Below are 17,696 nucleotides of genomic sequence, written 5' to 3'. Positions count from 1 at the left end.
GACCCCTTGCTCGTTAATTCGATCCGGCGGATTTAACTATACATAAAGGGGAATGTCAAGGACGGACTCCCCGGTTATGGCAGTTGACACGTCGCGGTAGTTGCATGTAATAATGGCGACTTTACAAAACGGGACAAAGTTCAATAAAAACAATACGGAGGCAGGCATGGCGATCGAGCCGAACAAGGTCATCTACTCGATGATCGGTGTGAGCAAGTTTTACGATAAGAAACCGGTGCTGAAGGACATCTACCTCTCCTACTTCTACGGCGCCAAGATCGGCGTGCTCGGTCTGAACGGCTCCGGCAAGAGCTCCCTTCTGAAGATACTGGCCGGCGTGGACAAGGAGTTCAACGGCAAGACCATCCTCACCCCGGGGCACACGGTCGGGTTCCTGGAGCAGGAGCCGACCCTCGACCCCAGCAAGACCGTGCGCCAGTGCGTCGAGGAAGGCGTGCAGGAAGTGGTCGACCTGGTCAACGAGTTCAACGAGATAAACATGAAGTTCGGCGAGGAGATGACCGACGCCGAGATGGAGAAACTCTGCGACCGCCAGGCCAAGGTGCAGGAGAAGCTGGACCACCTGGACGCGTGGGACCTGGACAGCCGCCTCGAGCTCGCCATGGACGCGCTGCGCTGCCCCCCCGCCGATACCAACGTCGCCAACCTCTCCGGCGGCGAGAAGCGCCGCGTGGCCCTGTGCCGCCTGCTGCTGCAAAAGCCGGACATCCTGCTTTTGGACGAGCCGACCAACCACCTTGACGCCGAGAGCGTCGCCTGGCTGGAGCAGCACCTGCAGCGCTACGCCGGCACCGTCATCGCAGTGACCCACGACCGCTACTTCCTGGACAACGTGGCCGGCTGGATACTGGAGCTGGACCGCGGCCAGGGGATCCCGTGGCAGGGGAACTACTCCTCCTGGCTGGAGCAGAAGGAGAAGCGCCTCGCCCAGGAGGAGAAGAGCGAGAGCGAGCGCCAGAAGACCTTGAAGCGCGAACTGGAGTGGATCAGGATGTCCCCCAAGGGGCGTCACGCCAAGGGTAAGGCGCGCATCAATTCCTACGAGGACCTTCTCAACACCGAGAGCGAGCAGCGCGCGAAGGACCTCGAGATATTCATTCCGCCGGGGCCGCGTCTGGGCGGAGTGGTGGTCGAGGCGGAGAACGTCAGCAAGGGGTACGGCGACAAGCTCCTCATCGAAGGGATGGAGTTCAGGCTCCCGCCGGGCGGCATCGTCGGCGTGATCGGCCCCAACGGCGCGGGCAAGACCACCCTCTTCCGCATGATCACCGGCGAGGAGAAGCCGGATTCCGGCAGCTTCAAGACCGGCGAGACCGTGAAGCTCGCCTACGTGGACCAGAGCAGGGACGCGCTCGATCCGGACAAGACGATCTGGGAAGTGATCTCGGAGGGGCAGGAGCAGCTCCAGCTCGGCAAGCAGCTGGTCAACTCCCGCGCCTACGTGGCCCGTTTCAACTTCTCCGGCGCCGACCAGCAGAAGAAGGTCGGCATGCTTTCCGGCGGTGAGCGCAACCGCGTGCATCTCGCCAAGATGCTCAAGGAAGGCGGCAACGTGATCCTGCTGGACGAGCCGACCAACGATCTCGACGTCAACACCATGCGTGCTCTTGAGGAAGCGCTGGAGAACTTCGCAGGCTGCGCCGTGGTCATCTCCCACGACCGCTGGTTCCTGGACAGAATCGCCACCCACATCCTCGCCTTCGAGGGTGACAGCAAGGTGGTCTGGTTCGAGGGGAACTACTCCGAGTACGAGGAAGACCGCCACGCCCGCCTGGGGACCGCCGCGGACCAGCCGCACCGCATCCGGTACCGCCAGCTCACCAGGGCGTAGGCGAAAAACGAGCGTTCAACGACAAGGGGGGCGACCATTACGGCAGCTCCCCCTTTTTGTGTGCACCTGTAGGGGCGAATAATTATTCGCCCTCCGCCTTCCTCGCCACGCCGTAGACCACGTCGTACGTGGCCGGCACGCCGTCCTCGCGGCCGAACCGCCTGCGGTAGCTCTCCATCATCTCCAGCATCATCCGCCGCTCCGAAAGCCCCCTGCGGCTGGCGGGCGCCGTGCTGCCGGCCCCTATCCGCTTCAAAGAGCGCAGCAACTCCGGCACGTCCGGGTGGAGTTCCACCTCCAGCTCCGAGCTGACCCTGGCGTTATCAAACCCGGCGCGCTCCAAAGCGGCCGACACCTCATTACAGGAAAAAAAGCTGTGCGTGCGGTCGGCACCGCCATCCAGCACGGCGCGGTAGGACTCCCTCAATTCGAACAGGGTGCGCTCACCGAAAAGGGCGAAGCAGAAGACCCCGCCGGGCGCCAGCACGCGTTGCGCCTCGTCGAATGCCTGGTCCAGCGTAGCAAGCCACTGATAGGTCGAGGTGGAAACGACCACGTCGAAGCTCTCCGCATCGAAGGGGAGCGACTCGGCGTCGGCGTTCAACATGCGAACGCGCCTGCCCGCGAGATTTCTGGCTGCGGTCTCGCACATGCCAGGCGCAAGATCCACGCCAACGGTATCCGCGTCGGGGTACAGCTCGGTTAGCCGCGCCAATAGCCTCCCGGTCCCCGCACCGATGTCCAGCAGACGAGCCGGACTCACGCCTTCCGCCTGCAGCAACACGAGCAGCTTCTCCACCACCCGCCCCTGGACCACCGCGTGCCGGTCGTAATCCGTCGCCTGCCGGTGGAACGACGCCCGCACCTTGTCTCTGTCTATCTCTGCCGCCATCGATACCTTCTGAATCCCCTCCCCCGGAGGGGGAGGCTAGGGAGGGGGAAAGGATGCCCTTGCCCCGAGTACTAAAGTTAAAGCCCTGCGATGAACTCGCGGACCACCTCGTTGAAGCGCTCCGGCCTGCTCATGAAAGGCGCGTGGCCACATCCCTCAAAAATCTCCAGCCGCGCCATCGGGAGGTGCTGCGCCAAGTATGTCGAGGCTGCGGCGGTGCAAACGGTATCCTGTTCGCCGTGGATGACCAGCACCGGCCGGTCCACCTGCGGCAGTTGCTCCCGCAGGTCCGCCGTGGAAAGGATGTTCAGCGACTGCATGACGGCCTCGCGGTCGGCAGAGCGCCCCCCCATCACGATCTCGTGCACGATGCGCTGGTAGAGCGTGTGGTCCAACTCCCCTTCAGCGAACATTCCCTTGAAGAAATCGCCCATGGTTTTCTGGTGGTCGCGCCGAAGGCGCAGCCCCATTCCCTTCACCTCGACCGGCGCCTTACCGTGCGGGTAATCGTCACAGCTCGAGTACCTGGCGTTGCCGCCCACCAGCACCATCCCGGCCAGACGCGTCCGCAGCGCCGGGAAGGCCTGAAGCGCCACCTGCACCCCCATTGACCACCCCACGAGGACCGCGTCCCGCAACGCCAGTTCTTCGAAGAAGCCGGCGAGGTCGGAGGCGTAATCCTCTATGGTGTAGGAACCGGCGGGGGGCGAGTGACCGTGCCCGCGCAGGTCCAAAAAGATGAGGCGCCCCGCGTCACCGAGTTCCTGCTGGAAACGCCAGGCCCTCCCGGACATGGCCCAGCCGTGAACGAAAACCACCGGCCTGCCCGCACCTGTTTCCTGAAAATGCAGCGTCATAAGAGTCCCAATCAAAAGCTCTACGCAGAGATCTCAGAGGTCCATAGAGAACACAGAGAAAAAATCACAAAAAGGTTTTTCCTCTGTGTTCCGCTCCGGCTTTTCCCTGTGCCCTCTCTGTTCGGGCTTCCGGTTTAAATTACCCCGAGTTTTTTCCCCATCCGGGCGATGGTGTGGGCGGCGGCTTCAAGATCGGCGGGGTCGTGGGTCGCCATGATGGTGCAACGCAGACGGCAGCTCCCGGCAGGGACGGTCGGGGGCCTGATCCCCTGCACGAAGATCCCCTGCTCCAACAGCTCCTTGCTGAACTGCATGGTGGTCTCGGCCGGCCCCACGAAGATCGGGACGATCTGCGTTTCGCTCCCCATGGTGTCGAAGCCGGCACCCGCCAGGCTCTTCTTGAAGAGCGCGACATTCGCCGCCAGCCTGTCCCTCAGCTCCTTCCCCTCGCGGGAATCCACCAGGTCCAGAGCCGCTATCGAGGGGGCCAAAACTGCCGGGGGGAGCGAAGTGGAAAAGATGAAGCTGCGCGCCCTGTTCACCAGGTAGTCGCAGATGGTTTCCGAGGCCGCCGCGTAGGCGCCGAAACTCCCCAGCCCCTTCCCCAGCGTCCCCATATGGATGTCCACGCCGTCCATAACCCCTAAAAGTTCTGCGGTGCCGCGTCCGGTCGCCCCCAGGACGCCGGTGCCGTGGGCATCGTCGACCATGAGCAGGGCATCGTACTCCCTGGCTAATTGCACCATCTTCCTTAACGGAGCGAGGTCGCCGTCCATACTGAACACCCCGTCCGTGACGATGAGGCGCCGCCCGGTGCCTGGCTTTTCGCGCAGCAGCCGCTCCAGGGCCGCCATGTCGCGATGCGGGTAACGGTGGACATTCGCCCGCGACAGCAGGGCGCCGTCCACGATGCTCGCGTGGTTCAGCTTGTCGGAGAAGATGGTATCGCCGCGCCCGACCAGTGCGGAAATGATCCCGGTATTGGCGGCGTAACCGGAGTTGAAGACCAGCGCCCTTTCGGTCCCCTTGAACCGGGCGATGCGACGCTCCAGCTCCTCGTGCAGGTCCATGGTGCCCGAAACGAGGCGTGATGCGCCGCTTCCGACCCCGAAGGCGACCCCCATGACCGCGGCCCTGCGCAGCGCGGCATGATCCGCCAGCCCGAGGTAGTTGTTGGAGCACAGCAGGAGCACTCTCTTACCGTCCAGGTCGACGTGACTTCCCTGCGCCCCCTTGATAACCCTCATGCTGCGGTACAGCCCTTCGGAGCGCAACTGATCCAGTTCTTCCGCGAATGTCTGCACAGTTTCTCCTTTCCATGCCAGCTAAACAATGGAGCCTTGTTATTAGCACAGGCGCCCCCATTCGTCAACCTGGCAACCATCTGCGGTTGACATTTATATAGCCATTTGCGCATACAATTGATCTGCAAAGTAAATTTGAGGCCGGCACTCCCTAAGCAGTCCCCTGGGCCGGAATTGCGCCCCCCTCGAACAGGGATATACTCTTAAAGTTTTTTAACGTAAATCCTCGTAGCCGATACGCGTGCCGCACACGACCATCAGGAGAGCCCTCATGTCGCATCTCCAAAACCGCAACGGATACAGCTCGTTGATGGAGCGCCTGGAAAGGTTCCCCCAGGGAGCTCCTCCCTCCGAACTGTTCGCCAAGATCCTCGCCCTGCTCTTCACCGAACAGGAGGCAAAACTCGTGGGACAGCTTCCCATGCACCCGTTCTCTGCGGCACGGGCGGCCCACGCCTGGGGGGTGAGGGAGGTCGAGGCGTACCGCACCCTGGAAGGGCTGGCGGAGCGGGGCTTGCTGCTGGACACCGAGCAGGAAGGGGAGAAGCTTTACGTCCTGCCCCCCCCCATGGCGGGGTTTCTCGACTTCGTGCTGATGCGGGTCAGAAAGGACGTGGACCAGCCCGCCCTGAGCCGGCTGCTCGACCAGTACCTGAACCAGGAAGAGGAGTACATCCGCGACCTTTACACCGGTACCAGCACCCCCAGCACCAGAATCATGGTCGACGAGGACCAGGTGCCCTCCTCCAACCTGGCACGGCTGTTCAACTACGAGCGTGCCACCGAGGTGGTGCGGGGGGCCAGGCGCATTGGCGTCGGCACCTGCAGCTGCCGCCAAAAGATGCGTCACGTCGGCAGGGGCTGCTCCGCCCCCTTGGAAACCTGCATGGTCTTCGACGACCTGGCCGACTCCCTGATCCGGCACGGCCATGCCCGGGAGACGGACACCCAGCGATGCCTCGAGCTCCTGCAGCAAAGCCGGGAGCAGAACCTGATCCAGGTGGCGGACAACGCGCAGTCTGGCGTCACCTCCATCTGTAACTGCTGCAGCTGCTGCTGCGAGACGCTGGTTCGGGCCCGCAAGTTCTGCAACCTTCAGCCGGTGAGCAGCACCAACTACATCGCGGAGCTCAGGCCGGAACGGTGCATCGGTTGCGGCCGCTGCATCGATGCCTGTCCCGCAGAAGCGATGCGGCTGGTGTCGGCAAACGACCCGCAGCATCCCTGGCAGCGCAGGTGCGTGCAGGACCGCGAACGCTGCCTTGGCTGCGGCGTCTGCGTGAGGGTCTGCCGCACCAGTGCCCTCTCCCTTGTCCCCAAGGCGGAGCGGGTGGTGACCCCCGTCGACAACGTGCACCGGCTGGTGCTGATGGCGCTGGAACGCGGCAAGCTGCAGCACCTGATCTGGGACAACCGCGCCATGTTCAACCACCGTGCCATGGCCGCCATCGTGGGGGCGATCCTCAGGCTTCCGGCGGTGAAGCAGAAGCTGGCGGCGAGTGAACTGGGATCCCGCTATCTCGGCGCTCTCATGCAGCGGCTGGCCGAGCGCGCCAGCAGGATGCCGTTGCGGCTCTGACCGATCTCGCTGCGGCACCGTTTGCACTTCCCGGGACGATGTGCTACCTTCATGCCCGGTCGCACACACCATCCCGGGAAGAAAAAGCAATGCGCGGATTGAAATACCTGGCAGGATATTCCGAACAAGTCACCTCGAAGGTGGAGCGTCTCCTGGCGAACAACGAACTGGGGGGCGTGTTGCTGGCCAAGTACCCTACCCCGCACCAGGTCAGAACAGACCGGGCGCTCTACGATTTCACCATCGCTCTCAAGAACGAATACCTGCGCAAATCCCAGCCGCTCAGCAAGGTGAGCTACGACCCGAAGATCAGCGTCATCAACCACGCCCTCGGCCTGCACTCCTTCGTATCGCGCGTGCAGGGGGCCAAGCTCACCGCGAAGCACGAAATCAGGATCGCCACCGTGTTCAGGACCGCCCCGGTCGAGTTCCTGCGCATGATCGTGGTGCACGAGCTGGCCCACCTCAAGGAGAAGGAGCACAACAAGGCGTTCTACCAGCTCTGTGAATACATGGAGCCCTCCTATCACCAGCTCGAGTTCGACGCCAGGCTGTACCTGACCCACCTCGAAACTTCCGGTCCGCTCTACCAGGAAGGTTGATCCCTCCCCAACTTTCGATCCGCTGCGCCTGGAACGGGCGGGCGCTCCTCCCCAACCGGCGCACGCCCCGCGTAGCGGGCGCAACCAGGTTCTGATCCTCCTCCGCCTCGCTGCTCCGCCGATCAATCGGCTCTCCCCCCGCCATTGACAACTCAAAGGCTCCCGCTAGCATTTACTCTGCCGAAAAAATTAAAGCACACCAACCAGGTCGTCCCCCTCCCACCGCCACGACCCAAGGAGGAGTCCATGTCATTCGCGCTCTACATCATTGGGTTCATTTTGGTCATCGCCGGTATCGCCTGGGCCCTGGTCAGCGCTGGGGTGGCCATGTTCAAGATTGCGATCGCCTGCATCATCCTGCTGGGGATCGGCATCCTGACCGGGGTGGTCCATACCCGCCCGAAGGACCCGCCCCGGGGGCCGCTCGCGTAAATCCACACCACATCTCTGAAATGAAGAGGCCCGCCAGGAAATCCCGGCGGGCCTCTTTAGCTTCGAAAAAAGGCAGTCTAGACGGCAAGGACGGTTCGCGGTACCGGCAGCCGCTCGCGCGTGGGCCCTTCCACCTCGACCTGCGGCCCGAAAGGCATCAGAAGCGCCTTGCCGATGGTCACCTGCTGCGGATCCTGGAACCCGGGAACGCCGATGGTGACCCCATCCTGCAGGACGTTGAGCCGGATGGTGCCATGCAGGTAGTCGGGCCAGGAAAAGATGGTGGACCAGTTGGAGTCGGTTTCCTCCCGCACGACCGAATGGTGGATGCCGTGCATGCGCGGCGTGACGACCAAACGGCAGAGGCGGCGCTCGATGCGGTGAGGCAGCCTCATGTTACTGTGGTGAAACATGATCGCCACCAGGCTGAGTGTCTGCCAAAGGGCAAGCCCGAGGGGGGACACCCCGATCAGCCGAACCTGGGCCGCCCGCCATGGGACCGAAAGGAGCAGTTCGCCGAAGTGGAAGCGGAGCGCGGTACTGGCGTCGAGGTCGAGGTCGGCGTGGTGCGGCTTGTGGAAGCGCCACAGTAGCGGGATCTTGTGGGTCAGGACGTGCCAGATGAAGAGCGTATAGTCGAGGAGCAGCAAGGAGAGCGCCAGCTCCGCCCAGGGGGGGAGACCGAAAAGCTTGAGAAGTCCCAGCTGTTTTGACTGCACCCGCAGGGCGAGCGGCCCCACCACCGGCTTCTCGGCGACGGCGACGGTCGCGGCGGCCAAGGCGGAGAAAGCGGCATTGCGCGCGTTGCGTCTCAGCTTGTCGTCCTTGTCCGTTCTAAGCGGGCGTCTGAGTTCCATGACCGCGACGACGGCGAAGGTGCCGACGATGAGCGTCGCGTTCAGCCAGGTGGGGAGTTCCCCCCTCATGTGATCTCTTCGACGGTACATGGTTTCACTCCCCTTTCACGCCGTCTCCCCTCTGCAGGAATCCAGCCGTCAACGTTCAACCCCTCCCACCGGCCGCCCGGTGCACCAGCTCGGCGGCGGCGGTCCAGACGGCGTGGTTCCCAAGCTCCTTCGCGCTCGGCTGCCACGGAATGCGACGCAGGCCGGGCGAGACCCCGAAGAGGGGCGCAATGAAACCGTCACAGGCGCAGAAAAAGGGGAGTGCGAAGGGAAGCCCGCCCCAACGGGTAAGGGCTTGTTTGATTTTTACTGCCGGCCCGGACAATTCCCACATTGTAGTCCCCGCGGTTCTGCTGTCAATTCGCCCGGCTCCCCGGAAATAGCGGCCGCCAGCGAGCCCCGGCAGCTTGACCGCGTAACAGAGCGTTTTATAATTGGTCTGCCTTTCCAGACAGCAGCGCAACGAAATCAGGAGGCTCCCATGCTGGTCCGCACCCTGCAAGTGGTGGTACATTGCGAGCACAAGACGCTCTGGGACATGCTCATGGACAGGATGCAGCACCCCGACCGGTACATGCTGGGGGTCGCGGACGCGCGCGTCACCGAGGAATCCCGGGACGTATTCATCTCCGAGATGACCCTGCACGGCGAGACGGTCAGGGAGAGGGTGGTGGCGCGTCCCTACGACGGCGAACTTCGCCATGAGCTGCTTGAGCACCCACAGTTCACAGGCTTCATCGTGAGAAAGATCGTCAAATCGGCGCGACAGAGCCCGGTAGCCCCGCTCTACCTGGAGTACGACCTCGACCTGCTGCGCAAATCGCTGAAGGTGCAGGGCGTGGTGAGGGGGGAAGAGGAGATCCTCACGGACCTGGAGACGGAGATGCAGAAGGTGAAGCTGCGGGCTGAAGAAGTGGATTCGAGGGGGTGAGTATGCGCTGGAACACGTTCCACCTGACGCTGTGCGCGATCAGCCTGCTCTGGACAGCGCAAGCCTGCTGCGCACCCGCCGACTGGTATCTCCTCGATGAGAACCGGGATTCCAGCTTCTTTGTGGACAGAAGCGGCATCAACCGGGTGCGTGAAGGGGTAATTCAGGTAAGAACGAGGGTGGTCTACAGTGACCAGGGGAAGAAGGAGGCGGCCAAGATCCTGAAGGGACTGCAGTCGCCTGCTGCCCTGTACGAAACGCTTTACAGCTATGAGATCAACTGCGTGGAACGGGAGGGGCACCTCCTGGCGGCCAGCCACTTCGACAAAGGGGGCGGGCTGCTGAAGTCCAGCGACCTTGATGCAGCGACACAGTGGGAATACCTGCCGCCGGACACGCGCATGGGGCTGGTCCTGCAGCAGGCCTGCCCGCACTAGCCTACCGCGTGCGGTACTCCTGCCGCAGCAATAGATCCATCAATACCAGCGCCGCCATCGACTCGACCACCGGCACCGCCCGGGGCACGATGCACGGGTCGTGGCGCCCCTTCGCCTCCAGGACCGCATCGCTGCCGTCGAAGCGCGCCGTTTTCTGCGGCAGGGCAACCGTCGCCGGCGGCTTGAAGGCGACGCGGAAGTAGACCGGCTCCCCGTTGGAAATCCCACCCTGGACGCCTCCCGAGTAATTGGTCGCCGTCCCCAGCCGCCCCCCCTTGGCCACGAACGGATCGTTGTGGGCGCTTCCGAGCATGCGGCTGCCGCTGAAGCCGGAGCCTATCTCGAACCCCTTGCTCGCGGGAATGGAGAGCATGGCATGGGCCAACAGGGCCTCGAGTTTGTCGAAGACCGGTTCTCCCAGCCCGGCGGGGAGGTTGCGGCAGACGCAGCAGACCGTCCCTCCGACGGAATCGTCCCGGCTCCTCACCTGCGCGATCAGGTCGGCCATGGCCTGGCTCATGGCCGGATTGCCGCAGCGGACCGGGTGCCGGTCCACCTGCTGACGGGAGACCCGTTCCAGGTCGACGGCACCCGCCTCAAGCGCCCCCACGCCATCCACCCAGGCCACGATCTCGATGCCATAGCGCTGCGCCAGGAATTTTTCCGCGATGGCGCCGGCCGCCACCCGGGCGATGGTCTCCCGGGCGGAGGATCGCCCGCCCCCGCTGGACGCCCGCACCCCGTATTTCACTTGGTAGGTGTAGTCCGCGTGCGAAGGGCGGGGGACCTGGGACATCTCCTGGTAGTCGCCGGGGCGCTGGTCGCGGTTATGCACCATGAGCCCGATGGGAGTGCCAAGGGTTACGTCCCCCTCCACGCCGGAGAGGATGGTGACGAGGTCCTCCTCCTCGCGCGGGGTGCTCAATTCGCTCTGGCCGGGACGGCGGCGGTCCAGTTGCGGCTGGATGTCGGACTCGGAGAGGCGCATCCCCGCCGGCGCTCCGTCCACGATGGCGCCGACCGCGGGGCAGTGGCTCTCGCCGAAGGTGGAAACTCTGAAGAGGGTCCCAAACACGGAGGACATATTCAGCTCCTTCCCCTCACGGGGTGGCCGGGGCAGCCGGCCGTGAGGAATTTCTCGGGCTCCGCCTGGCCACCAGCACCACGAGGCTGCGCGGCGGCAGGCGGTAGCTGTCGCAGGCGACCACCGGCATCACCTCCCACGGGGTGATATCTTCCGGGGACTCAAGCGACGTGTCGATCCAGCGGTGCCAGGCGCCGCCGGGAAGCCTTCTCGGCGGGGGGAGCGTGAAGCTGAGCGGCTCCCAGTAGGCGTTGACCATGTAATGGAACACGAGGTGTTTCGACGCGCTCCAGACGGTGAGGGCGATGCTGTGGGACTGGTAGCTCCAGTCCGGGCTGCCGAGGTGCACGCCGTGCCACTCCAGTCGCGCCTGCCCGAGGAGCTGGTTGAGCGTCAGCGTCTCCGCCGGGGTGTCGCTTTGCCACAGCCGCGCCCTGATCAGCTCTTTGGTGAAGCGGTAGACATCCTGGTGGAGCGCGAGCCTGTCCCAGTCGAACCACCCCAGTTCGTTATCCTGGCAGTAGGCGTTGTTGTTGCCGCGCTGCGTGCGGCGCATCTCGTCACCCATCAGGATCATCGGTGTCCCCAGCGCGAGCAGGGTGACCGCCATGAAGTTCTTCACCTGGCGGTTGCGCAGCGCCTCGATCCCGACGTCGCCCGTCGCCCCCTCGACGCCGCAGTTCCAGCTCAGGTTGGTGTCGGAGCCGTCCCGGTTATTTTCGCCATTGGCCTCGTTGTGCTTGTCGTTGTAGGAAACCAGGTCATTCAAGGTGAAGCCGTCGTGGCAGGTGACGAAGTTGATGCTCTGCTCGGGCTCGCGCTCCTGGTGGCCGTAGATGTCCGGACTCGCCAGCATCCTCGCCGCGAAGCGCGACACGACCCCTTCGTCCCCCTTCAGGAAGCGGCGCACGTCGTCGCGGAACTCGCCGTTCCACTCCTTCCAGCTGTCGCCGATGAAGCTCCCCACCTGGTACAGCCCGCCGGCGTCCCACGCCTCGGCGATCAGCTTGATCCCGGCCAGGGCGGGGTCGGACTCGATGTCCCAGAGAATGGGAGGGTTCTTGAGCGGCCGTCCCTGTCCGTCGCGGGAGAGGATCGAGGCGAGGTCGAAGCGGAAACCGTCGACGTGCATCTCCTTTACCCAGTAGTGCAGGGAGTCGATGATCAGCCGGCGCACCACGTGGTGGTTGGCGTTCAGGGTGTTGCCGCAGCCGGTGTGGTTGATGTAGCTGCCGTCGGCGTGGAGCGAGTAGTAGACGTCGTTGGCGAAGCCGCGGAAACAGAAGGTGGGGCCGTTGTGATCCCCCTCGGAGGTGTGGTTGTAGACCACGTCGAGGATCACCTCGATGCCGGCCTTGTGCAGCGCCTTGACCATGTCCCGGAACTCGTCCAGCGGCCCTAGCGGCCCCTGCTTGGAACTGAAAGCGGCATGGGGCGCGAAGAAGGAGACGGGGCTGTACCCCCAGAAGTTGCGCAGCCCCAGGGGAGCGTCGAGCGGGTCGAACTGGAATACCGGGAGGAGTTCCACGGCGGTGACGCCCAGGTCCTTCAGGTAGGGGATCTTCTCCACCAGGCCGGCGTAGGTGCCGCGCTTTTCCTCGGCGACGCCTGAGGAGGGATGCTTGGTGAAGCCGGCCACGTGCATCTCGTAAATGACCGTCTTCGAGTAGGGGCGCTTGAGCGGGAGGTCCCCTTCCCAGTCGTAGCCGCGCGGGTCGGCGACGACGCTCTTCATGGCGCTCGCCGCGTTGTCGCCGGGGAGGCAGGCATCGCCGCGGCGGTATCCTTCGGGGACGGCCACGGCGCGGCCGTAGGGATCGATGAGCACCTTGCCCGGGTCGAACCGTCGCCCCCGCTGCGGCTCGAAGGGGCCGGCGACGCGGTAGCCGTAAAGCTGGCCGGCGCCGATACCGGGGACGAAGATGTGCCAGTAGTGGTAGGTGCGGTTGCGCGTGGGGTCCAGGGCGATGACGCGGGAGGGGGTGGCGTCGCCGGCGCGATCGAAGAGGAGCAGCTCCACCCCCGTGCAATCCCTGGCGAAGACGCTGAAGTTCACCCCGCCGCGGGTCACGGTGGCGCCCAGGGGCGAGGTATTTCCCTTGGGAAGTTCACCGTTTTTCCTGCCTGTTCTTCCAGTCGTCATCGCCATCGTTTCCTTAGGACCGATCACACAGCCTGAGGGCGCACTCTGTGAGGGTGATGCTGTCAGTTCGCTTTTTACCCTGTGAGACTATAAACCATCAGGTTTTTCAGTCAAACTGAAGCGCGTGCTTTTTTAGACAGAGTCGAACGGGCGATCACGAAGAGCGAGATGGCAGCGCAGAGCCAGCCGATCCAGTCGCCAGCCGCCCCGTACAGCGTCCCCCCATCCAGAAGCGGCACCCGGTCCACCAGGACCTCCCGGGTCCACACCCCGGTGCGGCTCACGATGCGCCCCACGGGATCGACGAAGGCAGAGATGCCGGTGTTGGTGACCCGCACCAGGGAGCGACGGTTCTCGATGGAACGAAAGCTGGCCAGAGCCAGGTGCTCCACCGGCTCGACCGAATTGCCGTACCAGGAGTCGTTGGTCAGGTTGAACATGACATCGGCTTTGCGCCCTTCGCCCCCGCCGCGCATCAGCTTCCTGATGTGGGTGGGGAAAATGTCCTCGTAACAGATGCTCACCGACAACAGGTGGCTCCCCAGTTTGAGGGGCTGCGTGCTTCTGCCGGAAAAGAACTTGGCGCTGTACGGTGACCACGCGTAGAGCTGCGGGAAGATGTCCCCGAAGGGGATGTACTCCCCGAAGGGAACCAGCACCGTCTTGTCGTAGTTCCCCAGGATGCGTCCCGAGCCGTCGGCCAAAAGGGCGCTGTTGCAAAAGCGGGTTTCCCCCTCCTCCTTGATCTGCAGGCAGGCTCCAAAGAGCAGCGGAGTTTGCAGATCACCCAGCGCCCAGGTGGGGAGGCTCCCCTCGCGGGAGGCGAGGCTCACGCTCAACACCCCCTCGGGCCAGACCACCAGGTCCGGCTTTTGCACCGCCACCAGCTCCCGGGACAGGTCGCGGTGTTCCTTCTGCATGAGATCCACGGCCAGGTGGTTGTCCGCCGCGCCCCTGTTGGTCTGAACCAGGCCGACCGTGAGCCTTTGCGCCGAAGCGACCTTGCGTTCCACCTCCCTGATGCGCAGTTCCCCGTACCCTGTTACCAGCAGAAGCGTCACAGCGAGCGCGGCGATTGCGCGCCATGCCATGGTCCTTTGCTCGCGCCAGCAAACCGTCGCCCAGTAGAGGGTGGCGTTGATGTAGATCACCAGGAACGACACTCCGAGGATGCCGGCGAAGTCGGCGATCTGGGTGAGGTGCGAGATGCGGTACTGGCTCGCCCCCAGGTAGTTGGGGAAGACCTCGGGCCAGAGCTTCTCCATGGCGGTCCAGATCACCGGCGCGGCCCAGAGCACCTGCCACTGCCGGTCGCGCGTCACAAGCGTGGTCCCCCAGGCCCAGACCGCCAGCACGATGCCGTTGGCGGCGGCAAGCAGCAACAGGCCGAAGACGCCGGCGATCCAGGGGGCGCCGGCGAACTGCTGGAACATCTGGATGATCCAGTAGAAGCCGCCACCGTGTCCGACGATTCCGGCCAGCCATCCAAGGATAAAGGCGCGCTTTGGACGCTGCCCCCGCAGCGCCCAAAGCAGGGGGAGCAGGAAGAACCACTCCAGGTAGAACTGGTCGAAGCCGGCATAGCCCACGAACATGAGGATTCCGCTCGCAATGGCGCCCCCCCACGGCAACAGGAACTTGAAGTCTTTGGAATCGGTCAAGGATGAACCTCTGGTTCTGGATAACTGCAGGGTGGCACGATAGCACAACCGGTTAATAATCACAAACTGACTGGAACGCACGGGACGGGCGTAACCGTCGCCCAAATGAAAGGGCGCCCGGGAAGGCGCCCCCACTTCTTTCAACGTTCCGGATAGTAATCCGGCGGAACCGAGTACATATCTGGGGGAGGAGGCGGGGTGTACGGCCGTGCCCGGCGCACCTTGCGCACCGATCCCGGGATCTGGTTCCCCTTGGCGTACATGCACTGCACGTAGGTGTTGTCGTAGCGCCGCTGGGCCTCGTAGCCGTAGACCCGGCCGGATTCGGAGCCGCTCGCCGCGCCGAAGAGAAGGCCGGTGCCGCCGCCGATCGCGGCCCCCGCGCCCGCGTTGCCGCTGGCCGCGCCCAGCATGGCGCCCACGCCGGCGCCGATCGCCCCGCCGACCACGGCGCTGGTGGCGGTGTTCTGATTCGCCGTGTCCTGCGGGCTCATGCCGAGCTGCTGTTCGGCATACCTGCGGCAGAGGGCGTCCTCAGCCATGAACTGCTCGAAGGATTTCCCCGGGGTCGGCAACACCCTGACGCTAGGCCCCGTGGGCATGGTGGCGCAGCCACCAAGCACCAGCAAGGCGAGCAACGACCAAACTGTCGTCCTGGTCTTCATCATCTGTCAATCCTCCTTATCTTCCTCTGACTGAGCGGGGGGCGTCGTATTGGGCACCACCTTCATCCAGCCACTGGGGCAACGATCCACGTACGGGTAGTAACCCTCAGGCTTGCGGCAGTAGTACCAGTACCCGGTTTGCTCGTCGCCAGTCGTCGTGTCGGGGGAGATGTACTCCTGCGGCTCCTGCGGCGCCACGACCGCAGGGGGCGTATAGTAGTAGGGGTACGCGGGGTAGGTGTAGTAGTAGGGATAGAAGAAAGGATCCCAGTAGCCCCACCCCGGGCCGATATAGACGCTCCCGGAGAAGTACCCGCCGCTGTGACTGTGGCCGCCGTAGCCATAGCCGCCGCGACTGTAGCCCCGGGAATAGCTGGTCCCGCCGCGCCCGCCAGCCCGGGCTTGAACTTCACCGCCGCCTCGACTAGTGACGCGGGTCAAAGCTTCACCGCGCGCGCCCGAATCGGCGCGGCTCATGGTGGGGACACCCGTCACTGACACAGCGATCAGGAACAAGGGAATCAAAAGGATACCAGTCCGGATCTTCTTCATTGCCGAGCCCTCCTTTAAGGGGCGTTTTCAACGATTTCAGTATACTACTGGCCTCAAATATCTGCAAAAACTAACCTGAGAGAACATACCCGCAGGCGTGAACCCTGTCAATGCGAAGCTGGCAGCGCGACAACGACATAGATACAGACCGGCCACCGCCCCCTCCCCACAGATCGTTTGACTTCACTGGCGGCTATGTAAAAATTAGCGGGTTCCAACATTCCAGACACAAAGGGAGCTCACGTATGAGAAAAGATGCAACGCTGGTATCGTCACTCTTTCTTGCAGCAGCCCTGATTCTCCCCGCCGTCAACTCCTGGACCGCCGAGGGGCACGCTCCCCGAAAGGCGCCACCGGACGCCGTCATGGAAGCCCAGACGCCGAGGGAGGTACCGCAAAACCGGCCCGAGCAGCAAAAGGGAAACCATGACAACTCCGACCTCTTCAGCGCGACCAAAGCCGAACCGTCGTCGACCGCTTTCAAGAACCAGCCCGACGAAGGGAAGACCCTCGGCTTCGACTTCTACCGCGACCCGCTGGACGCCAAGAAGCCGATGACGACCTTCCAGGAGGTATACCAGAAGGACGTGGCGGAAAAGCCCAAGGTGATGGAGACCCAGCGGCGCCTCCTGGAATCGCGCTACGATCTGCGCCCCAGGCTGTCACCGGACGTGAAGATGTCACGCGGCAAGCCCATCGCGGTCGGCCCGACGGCGCGGCTTTCCCAGGGAACCTCGTGGGAGAGACTGGCGGCGACGCCCCCCGGCGAGATCAGGTCGAAGAACCTGTTCCCCTACCCGCCGCTTCCCCACCCGAAACAGGTGAACGGCGGCCAGGTCTTCCCCCAGATGCAGATCGACATGTTCCCGAGGCTGCAGCGCTTCGACGTCGATTTCGACCTTCCCGACGCCTTCCTCCCCGAATTCCCCCCGGCCATCTTCCTGCAGAACAGGCCGGAACTGGGCGACGTCTCGCGCGGCGAGGTGGTTTCCATCAGCAATTACTACCGCCTGTTCAAGGACCTGCTCACCCCGGTCCAGCTCGACGGTCTGCGCATGCTGGTGACCCCGTTCCCGCAGGAGGAGTTCAACCCCACCGACGACAGGAAAAGCGAAAACCCGAGCCTTGGCGTCGCCTGCCTTGATTGCCATGTCAACGGCCACACCACAGCGCAGTTTCACCTAAGCCCCGACATCCGTCCCCAGGAGCGGCGCTTCCGGCTCGACACGGTGAGCCTCAGGGGGCTTTTCAACCAGCAGATCCACGCCTCCAAGCGGAGCCTCCGCTCGGTGGAGGACTTCTCCGAGTTCGAGCAGCGCACCGCCTACTTCAACGGCGACGAGATCCACGCCGCCAAGAAGGGGATGAATGTGATCAGCCGCGTCCAGATGGCCCACATGGCCCAGATGCAGAACATGTTCGACGTGCCGCCTGCTCCCAAGCTCGACCCGGCCGGTTATCTTGCGCCCGAGCGGGCGACCCAGGCGGAGCTTGCCGGACAGAAGGTGTTTTTCGGCAAAGGGAGATGCGGTGTGTGCCACCCGGCCCCGTTCTACCTGGACCAGCAGATGCACGATCTGCAGCTTGACCGCTTCACCAGGGAACCGGGGGACGGACCCATCAAGACCTTCACGCTGCGCGGCATCAAGGAAAGCCCCCCGTACCTGCACGACGGCCGCTGCCTGACGCTCGAGGACACGGTGAAGTTCTTCGACCTGGTTCTTGGGTTGCGCCTCAGCCAGGAGGAGCAGAACAACCTGGTCGCGTTCCTGCGGGTGCTCTAGCATCATCACGGCGACA

17 protein-coding genes are annotated in these 17,696 nt (G+C 63.9%); 7 read left to right on the top strand and 10 right to left on the bottom strand.

Annotation, left to right across the window (positions count from 1 at the left end):
- Positions 1–166: 166 nt before the first annotated feature.
- A complete protein-coding gene (gene ettA / locus KP001_RS20140; RefSeq protein ID WP_217287300.1) occupies positions 167–1,852 on the top strand; it encodes an energy-dependent translational throttle protein EttA in 1,686 nt (561 codons plus the stop codon).
- An 82-nt stretch (positions 1,853–1,934) separates the two neighbouring features.
- Here ettA and bioC read toward each other — a convergent pair whose 3' ends face one another.
- The 3 genes from bioC to bioF all read right to left on the bottom strand — a co-directional run bounded on the left by bioC (position 1,935) and on the right by bioF (position 4,905).
- The gene (gene bioC, locus KP001_RS20135; protein ID WP_217287299.1) at positions 1,935–2,744 is read right to left on the bottom strand and encodes a malonyl-ACP O-methyltransferase BioC; all 810 of its coding nucleotides are present in this window, start codon (positions 2,742–2,744) and stop codon (positions 1,935–1,937) included.
- Positions 2,745–2,821: 77 nt separating this feature from the next.
- Positions 2,822–3,601 carry an alpha/beta fold hydrolase gene (locus tag KP001_RS20130; protein WP_217287298.1) on the bottom strand — a complete coding sequence of 260 codons (780 nt, stop codon included), beginning with the start codon at positions 3,599–3,601 and terminating at the stop codon, positions 2,822–2,824.
- A 134-nt stretch (positions 3,602–3,735) separates the two neighbouring features.
- Positions 3,736–4,905, bottom strand: a complete 1,170-nt coding sequence (bioF, locus tag KP001_RS20125; RefSeq protein WP_217287297.1) for an 8-amino-7-oxononanoate synthase — start codon at positions 4,903–4,905, stop codon at positions 3,736–3,738.
- Positions 4,906–5,176: 271 nt separating this feature from the next.
- Between bioF and KP001_RS20120 the strand changes: the two genes are divergently transcribed.
- The 3 genes from KP001_RS20120 (at position 5,177) to KP001_RS20110 (ending at position 7,518) form a co-directional block, all read left to right on the top strand.
- Positions 5,177–6,484: a 4Fe-4S dicluster domain-containing protein gene (locus tag KP001_RS20120; protein WP_217287296.1), complete on the top strand. Its 1,308-nt coding sequence runs from the start codon at positions 5,177–5,179 to the stop codon at positions 6,482–6,484.
- An 89-nt stretch (positions 6,485–6,573) separates the two neighbouring features.
- A complete protein-coding gene (locus tag KP001_RS20115; RefSeq protein WP_217287295.1) occupies positions 6,574–7,086 on the top strand; it encodes a M48 metallopeptidase family protein in 513 nt (170 codons plus the stop codon).
- A gap of 246 nt (positions 7,087–7,332) precedes the next feature.
- A complete protein-coding gene (locus tag KP001_RS20110) occupies positions 7,333–7,518 on the top strand; it encodes a hypothetical protein (protein ID WP_217287294.1) in 186 nt (61 codons plus the stop codon).
- Between the two features lie 77 nt (positions 7,519–7,595).
- On the opposite strand, the gene KP001_RS20105 is transcribed toward KP001_RS20110, so the two are convergent.
- Entirely contained in the window at positions 7,596–8,465 is an 870-nt protein-coding gene (locus KP001_RS20105; protein ID WP_217287293.1) for a sterol desaturase family protein, read from the bottom strand.
- Positions 8,466–8,520: 55 nt separating this feature from the next.
- Positions 8,521–8,757: a DUF1440 domain-containing protein gene (locus KP001_RS20100; protein WP_239027840.1), complete on the bottom strand. Its 237-nt coding sequence runs from the start codon at positions 8,755–8,757 to the stop codon at positions 8,521–8,523.
- 147 nt (positions 8,758–8,904) lie between these two features.
- On the opposite strand from KP001_RS20100, the gene KP001_RS20095 reads away from it, so the two are divergent.
- Both KP001_RS20095 and KP001_RS20090 read left to right on the top strand, forming a co-directional pair.
- A complete protein-coding gene (locus KP001_RS20095) occupies positions 8,905–9,354 on the top strand; it encodes a DUF1857 family protein (protein WP_217287292.1) in 450 nt (149 codons plus the stop codon).
- Positions 9,355–9,356: 2 nt separating this feature from the next.
- On the top strand, positions 9,357–9,791 hold the full coding sequence (locus KP001_RS20090; protein WP_217287291.1) for a surface-adhesin E family protein: 435 nt from the start codon (positions 9,357–9,359) through the stop codon (positions 9,789–9,791).
- Between the two features lies 1 nt (position 9,792).
- Here KP001_RS20090 and aroC read toward each other — a convergent pair whose 3' ends face one another.
- The 5 genes from aroC to KP001_RS20065 all read right to left on the bottom strand — a co-directional run bounded on the left by aroC (position 9,793) and on the right by KP001_RS20065 (position 15,896).
- A complete protein-coding gene (aroC, locus tag KP001_RS20085; RefSeq protein ID WP_217287290.1) occupies positions 9,793–10,875 on the bottom strand; it encodes a chorismate synthase in 1,083 nt (360 codons plus the stop codon).
- A 16-nt stretch (positions 10,876–10,891) separates the two neighbouring features.
- Positions 10,892–13,018, bottom strand: a complete 2,127-nt coding sequence (gene glgX, locus KP001_RS20080) for a glycogen debranching protein GlgX (protein ID WP_239027839.1) — start codon at positions 13,016–13,018, stop codon at positions 10,892–10,894.
- A 110-nt stretch (positions 13,019–13,128) separates the two neighbouring features.
- Complete coding sequence (gene lnt / locus KP001_RS20075; protein WP_217287288.1) at positions 13,129–14,679, bottom strand: apolipoprotein N-acyltransferase; 1,551 nt, start codon at positions 14,677–14,679, stop codon at positions 13,129–13,131.
- 140 nt (positions 14,680–14,819) lie between these two features.
- Positions 14,820–15,347 (bottom strand): YMGG-like glycine zipper-containing protein, encoded by a 528-nt coding sequence (locus tag KP001_RS20070; protein ID WP_217287287.1) that lies wholly within the window; start codon positions 15,345–15,347, stop codon positions 14,820–14,822.
- Positions 15,348–15,350: 3 nt separating this feature from the next.
- Complete coding sequence (locus KP001_RS20065) at positions 15,351–15,896, bottom strand: hypothetical protein (protein WP_217287286.1); 546 nt, start codon at positions 15,894–15,896, stop codon at positions 15,351–15,353.
- Between the two features lie 245 nt (positions 15,897–16,141).
- On the opposite strand from KP001_RS20065, the gene KP001_RS20060 reads away from it, so the two are divergent.
- Positions 16,142–17,680 carry a cytochrome B6 gene (locus KP001_RS20060; protein ID WP_217287285.1) on the top strand — a complete coding sequence of 513 codons (1,539 nt, stop codon included), beginning with the start codon at positions 16,142–16,144 and terminating at the stop codon, positions 17,678–17,680.
- Positions 17,681–17,696 lie beyond the last annotated feature (16 nt).

The organism is Geomonas subterranea (assembly GCF_019063845.1).
Classification (GTDB): Bacteria; Desulfobacterota; Desulfuromonadia; order Geobacterales; family Geobacteraceae; genus Geomonas; species Geomonas subterranea.
The sequence above is the reverse complement of the archived record's forward strand: the minus strand, read 5'-3'. Positions and strand labels throughout refer to the sequence as shown.